This window comes from Subtercola boreus (assembly GCF_003399635.1).
GTDB lineage: Bacteria > Actinomycetota > Actinomycetes > Actinomycetales > Microbacteriaceae > Subtercola > Subtercola boreus_B.
Genome location: NZ_NBXB01000028.1, coordinates 39121 through 55156, shown reverse-complemented (window position 1 = coordinate 55156; position 16036 = coordinate 39121). Strand labels below are relative to the sequence as shown.

The following is a 16036-nucleotide window of genomic DNA, read 5'->3' as shown; positions in this document are numbered from 1 at the left end:
CGATCAGCTCACGTGCAGAGGTCAGCTCACGTGCACCGCAGGACGGAGCTTCACGTTCTTCTCCGCCTCGCGGAGCACCTCGCGGGTGACCGGAGCGACCTCGCCGCCACCGGTGATCAGGAAGCGGAGCATGTTCGACACCGGGCTGCCCTCTGTCCACTCGAAGTAGATCTCGGGCACCACCCCCGTCTCGTCGCGGATCGTCAGCAGTACCACCGCGATCGTGTTCGGCACGTTGCCGCTTCGCACCTCGAGCACCCGGTAGCCGTGCTTGGTCACGCCGCGAACGACCAGATCCTCCTCGAAGTTCGACGAGTCCGCCGGGTACACCTCGATGAAGATGATCTTGGCGGTGTTCGGGATGTGGCTGTCGTGCCGCTCCTCCTTGTTCTTGATGCGGTACTCGAGCGCGCTGCCGTCGTCGGGCTCGTTCGCAATGAGGTGGATCACCTTCCGCTCGGCATCGGCCCGGAGGAACTCCAGCGCGGTCTCGTCGAGCGTCACCGAGGTGGCCCGCAGCTGGAACGAGCGCTGCACGCGGGAGACCAGCGACACGACGAGGATCGCCAGGATGAACAGCGCCGCGATCCGCACGCCGTCGGGCCGCTCGAACACGTTCGCGATGGTCGTGTAGACGAAGACCAGCGCGACGATGCCGAACCCGACCGTGCGCTTCTTCTGCCGCTGGCGGCGCGCCGACAGGGTGACCGCGACCGAGGCGGAGGTGATCAGCACGAGCACTCCTGTCGCATAGGCCCCGCCCTGGGCATCCACGCTGGCCTTGAAGGCGAGGGTGATGATGAAGGCGATGCCCGTGAAAACGAGCACGAGCGGCCTGACCGCGCGCACCCACTGCGGCGCCATGCCGTAGCGCGGCAGGTAGCGGGGCACGAGGTTCAACAGGCCCGCCATGGCCGAAGCGCCGGCGAACCACAGGATGGCGATGGTCGAGATGTCGTAGACCGTTCCGAAGGCACTGCCGAGGTACTCGTGGGCCAGATAGGCCAGGGCGCGGCCGTTGGCCTGCCCGCCCGCCTGGAACTCGGCCTGCGGGATGAGCAGCGTCGTCACGAAGCTCGACGTGATGAGGAAGGTGCTCATGATGACGGCGGCCGTCGTGAGGAGGCGCCAGGTGCCCCGGATGCGCCCGGTCGGCTGCTCGGGAGTGTCGCCCGGGCTGCCGGTGATCTGCGGCATCACGGCCACGCCGGTCTCGAAGCCGGAAAGGCCGAGCGCGAGCTTCGGGAAGACGATCAGCGCGATCCCGACCATGATGAGCGGGTTGCCGTGCTGGGCGTTCAGCGCCTCCCACCAGTTGGTGATCACGACGGTGTTCTCGAACACGTGGATGATCGACACGAGCACCACCACGAAGTTCAGCACGAGGTACACCGCGACGAGCACCGTGGCGATACCGATGGCCTCCTTGAAGCCGCGGATGAACACGGCCCCGAGCAGCGCCACCAGCACGAGCGTGATGATGACCTCGTTGCCGTGGAACCACGACGGCGCGAACGGGTTCTCGATGGCGTGCGCCGAGGCGTCGGCGGCCGACAGGGTGATCGTGATCATGAAGTCGGTGGCGGCGAACCCCAGCAGCACCAGCACGAAGAGCTTGCCACCCCACCACGGCAGCAGTCGCTCGAGCATCGCGATCGAGCCCTCTCCCTTGAAGCTCTCGCGGGCGACCCGGCGGTACACCGGCAGGGCGCCGAACAGCGTCAGCAGCAGCAGCACGATCGTGGCGAACGGCGAGAGCAACCCGGCCGCGAGGGCGGCGATCGCGGGCTGGTAGCCGAGGGTCGAGAAGTAGTCGACGCCGGTCAGGCACATCACCCGCCACCAGGAGTGCGTCTTCTCGACCTTCACGCCGTAGGAGCCCTGGTAGCGCCCCGACTGGTCGACGAGCCCCTGGAGCAGCCACTGGCGGAGGCGGCTCTGCGGTTCGACCTCCGGATCGGGTATCACGTGGTGCCGGGCGTTCGCCTCGTCGGTGTCGGGTGCGGGCATGGCCATCCTCGGTGCGGTTGAGGTGCGGGTGCGGTTGAGGTGCGGGGATCAGTGCAGGTTCCACGCCGGTACGACGTCGAATCCGTCGATAACGATACCCCGCTCGAGGAACGCGACGAGGTCGTCGAGCGCACGGCTGGAGCTCCGCACGGCGCGCGGGTACTCTGTCCAGTCGAGGCGCTGGGGCGGGTAGGCGATGGAGCGCACTGCCACGCCCGACTCGCGGAGCAGCTCGACGAGGTTCTGGGAGGGGTCGCTGCGGCTCGCTGCCCGGTCGCCGTACTGCTGCACGAGGGTGGCGGGGAGCTCAGAGAGCCGGGCTACGAGGGAGGTGCGAAGAGCGTCCTCCGTAGCGGGAGGCCCGGTGAGCAGCGCGAAGTCGGGAGAGATGAGCGCCTGCCTCTGGATGCGCGGGCCGCCGGGCACATCGGGATCCGAAGCGTCGCGGGTATCCCTGGCCCGCATCGCGGTGCGGGCCGCCAGGGCACCGCCCGTGCCCACGCCGAGGAGTGCGATCTTCGGGTCGCCGGCTGCGCCTGCGTCGCCTGCGCCCGCCCCGACTGCACGGAGAAGCGCCTCGAACGCCGCCTCCCTGTCGTCGAGCACCGCAACGGGGATCTGCACCGTCACCACCACCACGGGCAATCGGATGGCGAGCGACGCGGCCAGCCAGTTGCCGCTTCGGCGCCCACGCGCGGCGACCGCGTCGGCGTCGGGGAAGAACACCACGAGGGGCGCGGCTGCACCGGCACCGGCACCGGCGGCGGCTGCACCGGCACCGGTGGCACCGCCCACGCGCTCGTGTCGCTTCAGGCGCACAGCGTCGAAGGGGGCGGTCAGGGTCTCTTCGCGAACCTCGACGCCGCGCACGCGCCTGCCGGCGTAGAACCTGCGGGCGAACGGCACGTGACCGATCGCCCAGGCGGCGCTGTGAGCACCCCCGGGCGCACCGCCCTGCCCCGCCTCAGAACTCATCAGAACCCATCGGATCTCACGATACCTGTCAGGACCTGTTGCGGGTCACCGTCGACGTGTCGAGCGCGAGCTCCTCGGCGTCGAGCCCGCGCAACACGCTCCGCATGACTTCCTCGTCGAGTTCGCCGGCGTTCCGCTGCCGCAACACGACCGACCTCCGGTAGTCGATGAGCTCCCGGCGGAGCGACGTGAGCTGGGGCCCGCTGAGCCGGGGCTTCTCGGCCTCGGCCGTGTCGAGGCCGGGGGCATCGATGTCCTGCTGGTCGAGTTCGTTCTCGTCGAGCAGAACGGTCGCCTGGCGCTCGTACTGCTCCTTCAGGATCTCGATCGATCCGTCGAGCTGGTCGAGACCGTACTTTTTGCCCCACTTCTCGCGGTGCTGGTCGATGTAGTCGTTCGTCTCCCGCACGCTGAGTTCGAAGATCCGCACCTCCTCGACGCCGTCGCGTTCCTCCTGCCCGCTGTCGATCACGTTCAGCCGCCGGATGATCCACGGCAGGCTCAGCCCCTGCAGCAGCAGTGTGCCGACGGTCACGACGAAGGCCACCAGAGTGATGGTCTCGCGGCCGGCGAACTCGCCCGAGGCGGCCATGGTGGGCACGGCCGCAGCGGAGGCCAGAGTGACGACCCCCCGCATCCCGGTCCACGAGACGACCATGAGTTCGCGCTTGCTGAACTGCGGTTGGGTGTGCTCGCTGCGGTGCTCACGACGGCGCTGCACGATGCCGAGCCTCTGGATGCCCTGCATCCGCTCGACCAGGCGCCTGCCGAGGTGTCGCTGCCCCTTGGTGCGGTAGTAGGTGGCGAACACGTAGGCCGGGCGAATGAGCAGCACGACCACGAACACGGCGGCGGCGAGGGCTGCCGACCGGGTGAGCCCGAGGGAGCTGTCCGACACCGCGCGCACGACGTCGGCGACCTGCAGTCCGATCAGGGCGAACACGAAGCCCTCCAGCAGCAGGTCGATCGAGGCCCACACCGGGCGCTCCTGCAACCGGGTCTCGTAGCCGGTCTTGGGGGAGTTGTAGCCCACGTAGAGTCCGGCGGCAACAACCGCGAGCACGCCCGAACCGCCGAGGGCCTCACCCGCGGCATAGGCTCCGAACGGTACGAGCAGCCCGAGGGTCGTGCCGACGAGCGAGTCGGGCACCCGGGTGCGCACGAACTGCACCAGCACACCGATCACCAGCCCGACAGCCAGCCCCACGACGATGGCCAGCACGAACATCCAGAGCACGCCACCGACGCTCAGCGTGGATCCGCCGATGATCGCGACGAACACCTTGAAGAGGGTCAGCGAGGCGGCGTCGTTGATCAGGCTCTCACCCGAGAGCACGGTCATCACCCGGCGGGGCAGCCCCAGCCGGCGACCGATCGACGACGCAGAGACAGCATCGGGCGGTGCCACGATCGCCCCGAGGAGCAGGGCGCCGGGCAGTGTCAACGCGGGCACCAGCCACCACGCGACGAGCCCGACGACGAGCGCCGTCAGCACGACCAGCCCGATCCCGAGCCGCCGGATCTGGCGGAGGCTCTGCGAGAAGTTCTGGAACGAGACATCCAGAGCCGCCGAGTAGAGCAGGGGCGGCAGGATGACGCTCAGCACGATCTCGGGATCGATCTCGACGCTCGGAACACCGGGGATGAAAGAGACACCGAGCGCCACGGCGACGACCAGGAGCGGTGCCGGCCAGCCGCGCCAGCGCGCCAGAGCACTGACGGCGAGAGAACCCGCCAGGATGAGCAGGAGTTCAGCGGGATCCATAGTGCTTCACCCTAGGCATCTGCGGTCGTTCCGCGGTATCGGTTGACAGTATGGTATCGGTTGACAGCACGGTATCGGTTGACAGTACGGTTTCGGCTGCGGTGAACGTTCAGCGGACAGCGACCCGCTCGGCCTCCGCCGTCTGCACGAACGGGATGCTCGCGGTGTCGGTCGGCACTTCGTGCTTGGGCAGCAGGAAGGCCAGCACCGTTCCGATCAGGGCGATGACAGCCGCGATGATGAAGCAGAGCTGGAACGATGCAGCCGTCGGGATGGCGTGGCCGTTCACGACCACGGCATTCGAGGCGAGGATCAGGCCGAGCACCGCAGCCGCCACAGTGGAGCCGAGGGTGCGCATGACCGAGTTCAGACCGATCGCCGCGGCCGTCTCGTTCGCCGGCACGGCACGCATGATGAGCGTCGGCATGGCGGCGTAGGCGAACCCGACGCCGAGACCGGTGATCGTGGCGATGAGGACGGCGTGCCAGACCTCCGCCATCAGTCCAACGGCCAGCGCGTACGCGAGGACGATGAAGATGCCCCCGACCACCAGGCTCGTGCGCGGCCCTCATGCGGCGCTGAGGCGAGCGGCGACGGGCGAGAGGAAGAACATCACAAGACCGCTGGGGGTCAGGCAGAGGCTCGCCACGAGCAGGGTCTGGCCGAGCCCCACACCGGTGTCGGTGGGCGACTCGAGCAGCTGCGGCAGGACCGCGGCGCTGGCGAAGAAGGCGAATCCGACGGTGATCGAGGCGAGGTTCGTCAGCAGCACGGTGCGGCGCGCCGCGATCCTCAGATCGACCAGCGGGTTGTCGGTGCGGAGTTCGTACACGCCGAACACGAGCAGAACGAGAACACCGCCCGCGAGCATCCCGATCGTGGCGAGGCTGCCCCAGCCCCATTCGCCGCCCTTCGAGACGGCCAGCAGGATGCCTACCAGGCCGATCGCGAACAGCACTGCACCGATGAAGTCGAACGAGCCGCCCGAGCGGAGGGTGCTCACCGGCACGATGGTCCAGACCAGCACGAGGGCGATGAGCGCGAGCAGCCCGGAGAGCCAGAACAGGACGTGCCAGTCGAGGTTCTGGGCGATCAGGGCCGAGATCGGCAGGCCGACGGCGCCGCCGATGCCGAGAGTCGCGCTCACCAGGGCGACCGCGCCGCCGAGGCGCTTCGGGTGAAGGACGTCGCGGAGGATGCTGACGCCGAGCGCGATCACACCAAGGCCGGTGCCCTGCAGAACCCGACCGACGATCATCAGCAGCACGTCGCTCGAGAGGGCGGAGACCACGGAACCGACCAGCAGCAGAGCCAGGAGCGCGATGACGACGCGGCGCTTGCCGAACATGTCGCCGAGCCGGCCGCTGATGGGAATGGAGACGGCCGCTGCGAGGAGCGTCGCCGTCAGTACCCAGGTGGCGTTCGACGGGCTCGTGTTCAGCAGGATCGGCAGCTGGGGCACGATCGGCGTCACGAGGGTCTGCATGAAGGCGGCGATGAGGCCCGTGAAGGCGAGCGTGGCGATGATGCCGCGTTCGCTCGGTGGCTTCGTGAGACGTCGTTTCTCACGTTCGGTCAGGATGCCCGGAGGGCTTGTCTGGGCAGAGGTCACTGGTAGCTGAACGCTGGGAACAAGCTGGGTATTCCCAGCTGGTTAGTGTTGGTACATGAATCATCTCTCTCCGCGCAGCCAGCCGATCCGCACCGCCCTATTGGGATTCGGTCTCTCCGGGCGGGTGTTCCACGCGCCCTTCCTCGAGGCAGACGACGCCTTCGCGCTCAGTGTCATCGTCACCGGGGATGAGGCCCGGCAGGCCGAGGCTCGGCGGCTGCATCCGGATGCCCGCATCCTCTCCAGCACGGCAGAGCTGTTCGAGGCGCCGGGCGACATCGACCTCGTCGTGATCGGCACGCCGCCGGCCAGCCACCACGGCCTGGCACTGGCGGCCATCGAAGCAGGGATCGCTGTGCTCGTCGACAAGCCGTTCGTCGTGAACACGGCAGAGGGGGAGGAACTCATCGCCCGCGCCGCAGAGCGCGGCGTGCCCCTGACCGTGTTCCAGAACCGGCGTTTCGACGCCGACTACCTGACGGTGGCGAAACTGATCGGCGACGGACGCCTCGCCGGGGTGAGCCGTTTCGAGTCGCGCTTCGAGTGGTTCAAGCCCGAAGGTGCCCGGTCGTGGAAGGCCGAGGCGACGGTTCTCGAGGGCGGCGGCATCCTGTTCGACCTCGGCACCCACCTCATCGACCAGGCGCTGCACCAGTTCGGCCCGGCGGTCGTCGCTCACGCCGAGCTGGCGACCCGCCACCCGCGCTCGAGCGCTCCCGACGACGCGTTCCTGGTGCTCCAGCACGATTCGGGCGTGACCAGCCACCTGTGGATGAACTCTCTGGCCGCCCAGAAGGGCAACCGGTTCCACGTCCTGACACCGCAGACCGCGTACACGAAATGGGGGCTCGACGGGCAGGAAGCTGCGCTGAAGGGGGGTGCACTCCCGACGGACGCGGGGTTCGGCGTCGAACCGCCCTCCACCTGGGGAGTGCTCGGTGTCGACGGCGACCCCGGTCCCGCTGCTGTCGAACCCGAACGGGGCGACTATTCCGGCTTCTACCGGCTGCTCGGTGAGGCGCTGGTATCAGGCGGGCCGCTGCCGGTGGATCCGAGCGACGCGCTCCGGGTGATCAGTCTGATCGAGCAGGTGCACCGTGAGACGGCATCCGCTGCATCCACCGCTTTCACGGCCGGCTCGTCAGGCGAGGTGGCCAGCGTCTAGGGTTTCTGCATGACAGATCTTCCCGTGTCCGACCTCTCGTTCTCGGCAACACTGTCCGTGATCGCCGTGACCGGGGCCACCGGCCGTATCGGCGGGGGTGTCGCGCAGCGTCTCGACGCCGTCGGTCGGGCGTTCCGGATGATCGTGCGCGACGCCAGCCGGGCACCCGCGTTCGACTCCCTCGACGTCACCGTCGGGGTGGCGGAGTACGGCGATCCGCACGCTGCGCGGCAGGCGCTCGAGGGCGTCGATGTGCTGTTCATGGTGTCGGCAGCGGAATCCACCGACCGGGTCGCCGAGCACGTGCAGTTCGTGCAGTCGGCGATCGAGGCGGGCGTCGAGCACATCGTCTACACCTCTTTTGTCGGCGCCGGTCCCGATGCCGGTTTCACGCTCGCGCGCGACCACGGCGAGACGGAGGAGGTGATCCGGCAGAGCGGTCTCGACTACACGTTCCTCCGCGACAACTTCTACCTCGACCTGCTGCCGCAGTGGGCCGACGAGAACGGGGTCATCCGTGGGCCGGCGGGCGAGGGTCGCATCGCTGCGGTCGCCCGCGACGACGTGGCGGATGTCGCGGCGAAGGTCCTTCTCGATCCGGCCGCGCATCGCGGGGCGGTCTACGCCCTCACCGGCGGCGAGACACTGAGCTTCGCGGAGGTCGCCAGCCGTGCCTCGGCCGCCACCGGGCGCGCGCTGAGCTTCGTCGACGAGACCGTCGAGGAGGCCTATGCCTCACGGGCGCATTTCGGCGCCCCGGCGTTCATGGTCGACGCCTGGGTGAGCACCTACACGGGCGTCCGCGACGGCGAGCTCGCCGCGATCTCGGGCGACGTCGAACGGCTGACCGGCCGGGCTCCTCGCACGCTCGAAGACGTGCTGGCGGGGCGCTGAGCGATGACGGACGGAACGGCCCTCGCGGGCTTCCTCGCGGCACCGGATGACGCGCCGCGCACCGATGTGCAGACGGGCCTGGGTGTGATCCGCGGTTCGGTGGAGGGCGGCATACGGTACTTCCGCGGAGTCCGCTACGCACGGGCGGAGCGGTTCGGTGCACCGCAACCCGAGGGGGCCTGGGAGGGCGTGCGCGACGCTCTCGTCGACGGACCGATGTGTCCGCAACCGCCGTTCGGGATGGTGATGCTCGCCCTGCCCAAGCGCGTACCGCCGATGAGCGAGGACTGCCTGTTCCTGAACATCACCGCGCCCGAAGCGCCTCGAGGCGGCGCCGCCGAACCGCTGCCGGTGATGGTCTGGATCCACGGCGGGGCCTATGTCAACGGCTCCGGCGCCGGGGAGATCTACGAACCGACCCGGCTGGTGCGGAACGGCAACGTGATCGTCGTGGGCATCAACTACCGGCTCGGCGTGTTCGGCTTCCTGCCGATCGAGGGGGTTGCCCCGGCCAACCTCGGCGTGCAGGACCAGCTCGCCGCTCTCGCCTGGGTGCACGAGAACATCGCGGCCTTCGGCGGAGACCCGGATCGCGTCACGCTGTTCGGCCAGTCCGCGGGAGCGGACTCCATCGTCGAGCTGCTCGCGATCCCCGAGGCCGACGGGTTCTACAGCCGCGTCATCCTGCAGAGTGCTCCGCTCGGCCTGAACAAGGGGCGGGAGGCGATCGCGGCCCAGCTCGGCGCCGCCGTCGTGCGGGAGCTGGGGCACACGTCGCCGGTCGACGCCACCACGGAGCAGCTGCTGTCGGCACAGTTCGAGGCACCCCGGGGCCTCACCGGCGACCGCCTCACGATCGGAATGCCGTTCGCCCCGACGCCCGGCGTCTGGCCGGTCGCACCCGTGGCCGAACGGCAGGAGCGGCTGGCACGCCGGGCCGCGGCCGTCGACGTGCTGGTCGGCTACACCCGAGACGACTTCACCCCGTTCTTCGACAGCGTGCCGGCGCTCCGGGCGGTTCGGGCATCCGCTGCCCTCCGGCCGGCCACGGCGCCGCTTGCCGGAGGGTTGACCCGGCGCGTGTTCGGTGCTCCGGCACTGGCGCTCGCGCGGCTGCTCGCCGAGAACGGCGGGCGAGTGTTCACCTACCGGTTCGACTGGCGACCTCGGGGAACGCCGTGGGGTGCGTGCCACTGCATCGACCTGCCGTTCATCTGGGCCGACGAGGACTTCTGGCGCGGCTCGCCGATGCTCGGCGGCGTGCTCTGGAGCGACCTCGAGGAGTTCGCCGTGCGCATCCAGCAGCAGTGGGCGCGGTTCGCACACGGCGGCACTCCGGATGCGGCGTGGCCGCCGTTCGAGGCGAAACGGATGATCGGGCGGAGGTTCACGTTCTCCCCGCGGTACGCCTGAGTGCTCCAGCGGCGCAGCACCCTGATCATCCAGAGGCCCCGGCAGAGCGAACCGTTCTACGATGAGGAGATGAGCACCGGTGCTTCCCCCTCAGAGATCGTCAGCAGCCTGCGATCGTCGTTCGACGCAGGCATCACCAAGCCGTACGCCTGGCGCCTGAAGGCGCTGAAGGCGATGAGGTCCCTGCTGATCGAGCGAACGGCCGAGATCGAGGCGGCGCTGGTGGCGGATCTCCGCAAGAACCCGGCCGAGGCCCAGCTCACCGAGATCGGGTTCGTGATCGCCGAACTCGACTACACGATCGCCAGCCTCCGCCGCTGGCTTCGGCCGAAGCGCGTGCGCACACCGCTCCTGATCGCTCCGGCGTCGGCATTCACCGTCAAGGAGCCCCTCGGGGTCGTTCTCGTCATCGCGCCGTGGAACTATCCCGTGCAGTTGCTGCTGGTGCCGATCATCGGGGCCCTGGCAGCGGGCAACGCGGTCGTGGCGAAGCCGAGCGAGCTCGCGCCCGCGACATCCGCCGTGTTCGCCCGGCTCTTCGCGCGCTACCTCGACAACCGTGCCGTCGCCGTGGTGGAGGGCGGCGTGCCCGAGACGACGGAGCTGCTCGCCGAGCGGTTCGACCACATCTTCTACACCGGCAACGCGCGGGTCGGCCGCATCGTGCTGGAGGCTGCCGCGAAGAACCTCACGCCCGTCACACTCGAGCTCGGCGGCAAGAGCCCGGCCTACATCGACGACACCGTCGACCTCGAAGCCGTGGCTCACCGGCTCGCCTGGGGCAAGTTCATGAACGCCGGGCAGACCTGTGTCGCACCGGACTACGTGCTCACCACCGCCGCCATCGCCCGTCGCCTGGAGCCGCTGCTCGTGAAGGTGATCGAGGAGTTCTACGGCCCCGACCCGGCGACCAGCGACAGCTACGGGCGCATCGTGAACGACGCGCAGTTCGAGCGCCTCACCGGGCTCCTCGACGGCATGCCGAGCGGAGAGCGGATCGTTGCGGGCGGCGAGTCGGATGCCCGCACCCGCTACATCGCCCCGACCGTGATCTCGGGCGTCGGCCGGGACTCCCCGGTGATGGCCGCCGAGATCTTCGGGCCCCTGCTGCCGATCGTCACCGCCGACTCCCTCGCCGACGCGATCGCCTTCATCAACGCCGGGGAGAAGCCGCTGGCGCTCTATGCCTTCACGAACTCGAAGCGGGCGCGCAGAGCCCTGCTCACCCGAACGTCGTCGGGAGCCGTGTCGTTCAACGTGCCCGCGGCCCACCTGCTCGTGGCCGACCTGCCGTTCGGCGGGGTCGGGCAGAGCGGCATGGGGTCGTACCACGGGGAGAGGAGCGTCGCGGTGTTCAGTCACGAGAAGGCCGTGCTGAGCAAGATTCTGAAACCCGACACCTTCAATCTGGTGTATCCGCCCTTTACGCAGAAGAAAGATGCGTTCATCCGTGGATTCCTCAGAAGACTGACCTAGCCGGAGCGCTCCCGGGTAGTGTCGTCGGGGTGTCAGACATCACTGCCCACGAGGCCACCACGCATCCTGATCCCGCCACCCGCACGGATCCCGCCACCCGCACCGAGACCGCCACCCGCACCGAGACCGATTCGCTCGGGTCGGTCGAGATCCCCTTCGAGGCCTACTGGGGCATCCACACTGCCCGGGCGCTGGAGAACTTCCCCATCTCGAGGCGGCCCATCTCGGTCTACTCCGACCTCGTCGACGCCCTGGTGATCGTCAAGCAGGCCGCGGCACGAGCCAATGCCGAGCTCGGCGTGCTCGACCCCGAGAAGGCGCGCTTCATCGACGAAGCGTGCAAGCTCGTGCGGGCGGGTTCGTTCCACGACCAGTTCGTGGTGGGAGTCATCCAGGGCGGTGCCGGCACGTCGACGAACATGAACGCGAACGAGGTGCTTGCCAACATCGCGCTGGAGCTGATGGGCGAGGCGAAGGGCCGTTACGATCTGCTCCACCCGCTCGACGATGTGAACCGCAGCCAGAGCACCAACGACGTCTACCCGACCGCGGTGAAGCTGGCGGTCGGTTTCGGGCTGAACGACCTGATCGCCGAGCACGAGCTGCTGCGCGCCAGTTTCGCGAAGAAGGGGCTCGAGTTCAATGACGTTCTGAAGATCGGCCGCACCCAGCTGCAGGATGCCGTGCCGATGACCCTCGGCCAGGAGTTCCACGGCTTCGCCACGACCCTCGGCGAGGACAACGCCCGCATGACCGAGACGGTTCCCCTGCTCTGGGAGATCAACCTCGGGGCGACCGCCATCGGCACCGGTATCACCGCCGATCCGCGGTATGCCGAGCGCGCCAGGTGGCATCTCCGCGAGCTGACCGGATTCGAGTACGTGACGGCTCCCGACCTCATCGAGGCGACGAGCGACGCCGGTGTCTTCATGACCGTGTCGGGCATCCTGAAGCGCTCCGCCATCAAGCTGTCGAAGATCTGCAACGACCTCCGGCTGCTCTCCAGCGGCCCGCAGGCCGGTTTCGGTGAGATCAACCTGCCGGCACGCCAGGCCGGGTCGAGCATCATGCCGGGCAAGGTGAACCCCGTCATCCCGGAGGTCGTCAACCAGATCGCGTTCTCGGTCGCCGGGGCCGATCTCACGGTGACCATGGCGGCCGAGGGCGGCCAGTTGCAGCTGAACGCCTTTGAACCCGTCATCGCGCACTCGCTGCTGCAGAGCGTCGCCTGGATGACGCAGGGCTGCCACACGCTCCGCGTCAACTGCGTCGACGGCATCACGGCGAATGTCGACCGGCTCGACCGGCTCGTCTCCACGTCGGTGGGTGTGGTGACGGCGCTCACCCCGTACATCGGCTACTCGGCGTCGTCTGCCCTGGCCAAGACGGCCCTGCTGACTGGCCGGAACATCGCCGACCTCGTGGTGGAGGCCGACCTGATGACCCGCGAGCGTGTCACCAAACTGCTCTCGCCCGCGCGGCTCTCGGGCCTCGAGACGATCACCAGCTCCATCCCGGTGATCGCTGCCGACGTTGAGGCCGTGATGAACCCGGGCGAGCCCGACCTCGACTGACCCCCGCACTCGCCGCCCCCCACCCATCTCCCTCCCCTCCCTCCCTCCCTCCCTCCCCTCCCTCCCTCCCTCCCCTCCCTCCCTCCCCGCACTCCCACCCGCCTCCCGTCGAAACACCGAAAACTGTCGGTATCCGGCACCCATTGCGACAGATTTCGGGGGATCGATGGGTGGGAAGGTGGGAGGGGGAGGGTGGGAAGGAGGCGGTGGGCTGTCAGATCTCGTAGTCGGGGTCGGCCAGCTCCATTGCGCGGGCACGGATGGCGCGGCCCTCGCTGATGTCGTGGTGCATGCGCTTCGCGAGGATGGCATTCCGCTGCTCGTCGCGGGGGATCACCGGGATGACCTGCTCGGCCTCGACTCCCTTCAGGAGCTCGCGGGCACGGGTGAGTTCGGCATCCACCTCCGCACCGACCACCAGCACGAGGTTGGAGAGGAACAGCCAGACCAGGGTGAGGATCGCCCCGCCGAGGAGTCCGTAGAACCTGTCGGATGAGGCAAAGTGCGCTACGTAGATCGAATAGGCGGCGGTGGTCAGCGCCCACGCGGCGATCGAGAAGCCGGCGCCCAGGGAGAGCCAGCGCACCCGGCGGCGCCTGATGTTCGGGGTGCCGTAGTAGAGCACGATGACGGTGAACACGGCGAAGGCCGCGAGCAACGGCCACTTCAGCACGTTCCAGACATCGGCGGCGAGCGGTGGCCAATGCAGGGAGTTCACGATCGTGCGCGCCACATCCGGGGTGACGATGACCGTGATGGCGATCACGAAGAGCATCACAATCAGGGCGAGCGACTCGACCAGCATCAGGATGCGAAGCTTGAAGAACCGGCGGCCCTCCTCGATCTCGTAGACGCCGTTCACCATGCGCCCGAAGGCCGTGGCGTAACTGGCGACCGTCCAGATCGTGAGGGCGATGCCGGCCACGAGCGGGACGATTGGATCCGGTGTTCGGGTGAACTGCTCGAGGGCGAGCCGGGTGGTCTGCAGGGTGGCCTCGGGCACGAACGAATCGATGACGCTCAGGATGACCTTCACCACGTCACCCTCGGGGTCGAGGAGGCTGACGATCGACACGATGGCCAGCACGGAGGGGAAGAGCGCGAGCGCTGAGTAGAAGGTGAGGGCGGCGCCCGAATCGATTCCGCGGTGCAGGATGAACCCGTGGTACGTGCGGCGGGCGGCGTACAGCAGCGCATGCCGGTCGAGCTCACGGTACTCGGCGTGGCTGCTCCGTTCGCGGAGCCCGGGCTTGGTGAGGCCGGCGAGGGGGTTCAGCACATCGTCGTCGGCGGTCACGCGCGGGGGGGCCCGTTGTGATCGGAACTGCTGTTCTCCGTCCTGCCGCGCGACCTCACTCTGAGCGGCAGAGCCACCCAGAGTGAGGCAAGCACGACGAGGGCCGCACTGCCGACCACCAGTGCAGCCGTGTCGCCGACCACCACATCGAAGACGAAGGTGATCGTTCCTGTGAGCACGAGTGCGACCACCGCAAGTGTGACAATGGCCAGACCATTGCCGGTGTCGACGATCTGACGCTTGTCGCCGAGCCGGAAGAGCGCCCGGTGCACGCTCACCGGCGCGAGCGCGAGGGCGGTGGCCAGGGCCGCGCCGATGACGAGACAGAGATAGAGGGTTCTCTGGAAGGGCGTGAGCGCCGGGAACTGTGCTTGGAAGGGGAGGGTGAGCAGGAATCCGGTGAGGATCTGCGTTCCGGTCTGGACGACCCGGAGCTCCTGCAGCAATTCGGTCCAGTTGCGCTCGAGCTTGCTCGTCTCCGACTCGGGTTCGTGCACGGGTTCGCTCATCCTGCGATTTTACTGTTCGACGACTCGTGCGGCCTGCCGCCGCCCAGTATGCTCGAATATCACTTGATCTGAGGAATCATCATGACGATTGCGTCTGTCGGAGGCACGCCTCCTGCCGTTTCACGGAGCCCTGCCGAGGCGCCGCCCACCCCGGTCTGGTCGGCACCGACCCCGAAGAAGCCGGTGAGCACCGGTTTCGTGCTGGGAGTGATCGTGCTGTGTGTGCTCAGCTTCGTGTTCCTGTTGGTGCTCGGCTACGTGATAATCTCGATCGGGCCCGTCGCGGCTCTCATCTGCGGAATCATTGCGCTCATTCCCCTCACCGTGGTGCTGCTCGTCGTGCGGCTCATCGACCGGTGGGAGCCCGAGCCGCGCGGCGCCCTCTGGTTCGCCTTCCTCTGGGGATCTGCGGCATCCGTCGCCCTCGCCCTGTTGGTCGACGCCGGCGTGCAGATCCTCGTCTATGTGGCCAGCGACGGGCAGGCGGTGCCGAGCGACGTCTTCGGCGCAGTGGTGCAGGCGCCGATTGTCGAGGAGAGCGCGAAGGGACTCGGTGTGCTGCTCATCTTCCTCGTGCTGCGGCGCACGTTCGACGGCCCCGTCGACGGCCTGGTCTACGCCGCGACCGTCGCAGGCGGTTTCGCGTTCACCGAGAACATCCTCTACTTCGGGTCGTCACTGATCGAGGGCGGGGGAGTCTCGCTCGGGGTCACATTCGCGCTCCGCGGCATCATGGGACCGTTCGCCCACGTCATGTTCACCTCCTGCACGGGGATCGCACTCGGTTTCGCCTCCCGCCGCCGCGGGTTCTGGCCGGTCGCTGGTCTGTTCCTCGTGGGTCTGTTCTGCGCGATGCTGCTGCACGCCCTCTGGAACGGCAGCACGGTCGTCGCCGACGGCATCGAAGGATTCCTCTTCGCGTACGCGGTCATCCAGGTGCCCCTCTTCGTGTTGGCGATCGTGGGAGTGGTGCTGCTCCGGCGCGCGGAGGCGAGGCTCACCCGCGCACGGCTCACCGAATACCAGGAGGTGGGCTGGTTCGTGCCGGCCGAGGTCGACATGCTCTCGACCGGCATCGGGCGCCGTTCCGCCACCGCCTGGGCGCGCCGGCAGCCTGTTCCGAAGACGAAGCAGATGCGCCGGTTCATCCACGATTCGACGGCCCTTGCCTTCACCCGGCAGCGCCTCATCACGGGCCGCAACCGGATCGGCGTCGAGCAGCAGGAGTCCGACCTGCTGGCCGCCGTCGTGGCCGACCGCGCCGCGCCTCTGGCTGGCTGAGCGCTGCTGGCTGGCTGAGCGCTGCTGGCTGGCTGAGCGCTGCTGGGCCGCCCGGCCGTCGTGGC

12 protein-coding genes and 1 pseudogene are annotated in these 16036 nt (G+C 68.5%); 6 read left to right on the top strand and 7 right to left on the bottom strand.

Annotated elements, in window-relative coordinates; translation table 11 throughout:
- Positions 1–21: 21 nt before the first annotated feature.
- The 5 genes and pseudogenes from B7R22_RS09435 to B7R22_RS19795 all read right to left on the bottom strand — a co-directional run bounded on the left by B7R22_RS09435 (position 22) and on the right by B7R22_RS19795 (position 6362).
- On the bottom strand, positions 22–2010 hold the full coding sequence (locus B7R22_RS09435; RefSeq protein WP_253258983.1) for an amino acid transporter: 1989 nt from the start codon (positions 2008–2010) through the stop codon (positions 22–24).
- 48 nt (positions 2011–2058) lie between these two features.
- Positions 2059–2985 (bottom strand): alpha/beta hydrolase, encoded by a 927-nt coding sequence (locus B7R22_RS09430; protein ID WP_116411497.1) that lies wholly within the window; start codon positions 2983–2985, stop codon positions 2059–2061.
- A 28-nt stretch (positions 2986–3013) separates the two neighbouring features.
- Positions 3014–4750 (bottom strand): cation:proton antiporter, encoded by a 1737-nt coding sequence (locus B7R22_RS09425; protein WP_116411496.1) that lies wholly within the window; start codon positions 4748–4750, stop codon positions 3014–3016.
- A 109-nt stretch (positions 4751–4859) separates the two neighbouring features.
- Positions 4860–5306, bottom strand: a pseudogene (locus B7R22_RS19800) (MFS transporter); the annotation flags it as partial.
- A gap of 12 nt (positions 5307–5318) precedes the next feature.
- The gene (locus B7R22_RS19795) at positions 5319–6362 is read right to left on the bottom strand and encodes an MFS transporter (RefSeq protein WP_253258981.1); all 1044 of its coding nucleotides are present in this window, start codon (positions 6360–6362) and stop codon (positions 5319–5321) included.
- Between the two features lie 55 nt (positions 6363–6417).
- Here B7R22_RS19795 and B7R22_RS09415 point away from each other — a divergent pair, with 55 nt between their 5' ends.
- The 5 genes from B7R22_RS09415 to B7R22_RS09395 all read left to right on the top strand — a co-directional run bounded on the left by B7R22_RS09415 (position 6418) and on the right by B7R22_RS09395 (position 12884).
- Complete coding sequence (locus B7R22_RS09415; protein ID WP_116411495.1) at positions 6418–7527, top strand: Gfo/Idh/MocA family protein; 1110 nt, start codon at positions 6418–6420, stop codon at positions 7525–7527.
- Positions 7528–7536: 9 nt separating this feature from the next.
- The gene (locus B7R22_RS09410) at positions 7537–8421 is read left to right on the top strand and encodes an SDR family oxidoreductase (RefSeq protein ID WP_116411494.1); all 885 of its coding nucleotides are present in this window, start codon (positions 7537–7539) and stop codon (positions 8419–8421) included.
- Between the two features lie 3 nt (positions 8422–8424).
- On the top strand, positions 8425–9834 hold the full coding sequence (locus tag B7R22_RS09405; RefSeq protein WP_116411493.1) for a carboxylesterase/lipase family protein: 1410 nt from the start codon (positions 8425–8427) through the stop codon (positions 9832–9834).
- A 21-nt stretch (positions 9835–9855) separates the two neighbouring features.
- Positions 9856–11310, top strand: a complete 1455-nt coding sequence (locus B7R22_RS09400) for an aldehyde dehydrogenase family protein (protein ID WP_437184144.1) — start codon at positions 9856–9858, stop codon at positions 11308–11310.
- A 149-nt stretch (positions 11311–11459) separates the two neighbouring features.
- Positions 11460–12884, top strand: a complete 1425-nt coding sequence (locus tag B7R22_RS09395) for an aspartate ammonia-lyase (protein ID WP_253258994.1) — start codon at positions 11460–11462, stop codon at positions 12882–12884.
- Positions 12885–13098: 214 nt separating this feature from the next.
- Here B7R22_RS09395 and B7R22_RS09390 read toward each other — a convergent pair whose 3' ends face one another.
- On the bottom strand, positions 13099–14181 hold the full coding sequence (locus B7R22_RS09390) for a YihY/virulence factor BrkB family protein (RefSeq protein WP_172582287.1): 1083 nt from the start codon (positions 14179–14181) through the stop codon (positions 13099–13101).
- Positions 14178–14690 carry a DUF6328 family protein gene (locus B7R22_RS09385; RefSeq protein ID WP_116411491.1) on the bottom strand — a complete coding sequence of 171 codons (513 nt, stop codon included), beginning with the start codon at positions 14688–14690 and terminating at the stop codon, positions 14178–14180. Before B7R22_RS09385 ends, B7R22_RS09390 begins: the two co-directional genes overlap by 4 nt.
- 81 nt (positions 14691–14771) lie before the next feature.
- Here B7R22_RS09385 and B7R22_RS09380 point away from each other — a divergent pair, with 81 nt between their 5' ends.
- Entirely contained in the window at positions 14772–15971 is a 1200-nt protein-coding gene (locus B7R22_RS09380; RefSeq protein WP_253258980.1) for a PrsW family intramembrane metalloprotease, read from the top strand.
- Positions 15972–16036: the final 65 nt, after the last annotated feature.

What these genes read in the sequence shown, in the direction of transcription:
- B7R22_RS09435 (WP_253258983.1), bottom strand. Translation starts at nt 2,010, where the DNA reads ATGCCCGCACCCGACACCGACGAGGCGAACGCCCGGCACCACGTGATA.
- B7R22_RS09430 (WP_116411497.1), bottom strand. Translation starts at nt 2,985, where the DNA reads ATGAGTTCTGAGGCGGGGCAGGGCGGTGCGCCCGGGGGTGCTCACAGC.
- B7R22_RS09425 (WP_116411496.1), bottom strand. Translation starts at nt 4,750, where the DNA reads ATGGATCCCGCTGAACTCCTGCTCATCCTGGCGGGTTCTCTCGCCGTC.
- B7R22_RS09415 (WP_116411495.1), top strand. Translation starts at nt 6,418, where the DNA reads ATGAATCATCTCTCTCCGCGCAGCCAGCCGATCCGCACCGCCCTATTG.
- B7R22_RS09410 (WP_116411494.1), top strand. Translation starts at nt 7,537, where the DNA reads ATGACAGATCTTCCCGTGTCCGACCTCTCGTTCTCGGCAACACTGTCC.
- B7R22_RS09405 (WP_116411493.1), top strand. Translation starts at nt 8,425, where the DNA reads ATGACGGACGGAACGGCCCTCGCGGGCTTCCTCGCGGCACCGGATGAC.
- B7R22_RS09385 (WP_116411491.1), bottom strand. Translation starts at nt 14,690, where the DNA reads ATGAGCGAACCCGTGCACGAACCCGAGTCGGAGACGAGCAAGCTCGAG.
- B7R22_RS09380 (WP_253258980.1), top strand. Translation starts at nt 14,772, where the DNA reads ATGACGATTGCGTCTGTCGGAGGCACGCCTCCTGCCGTTTCACGGAGC.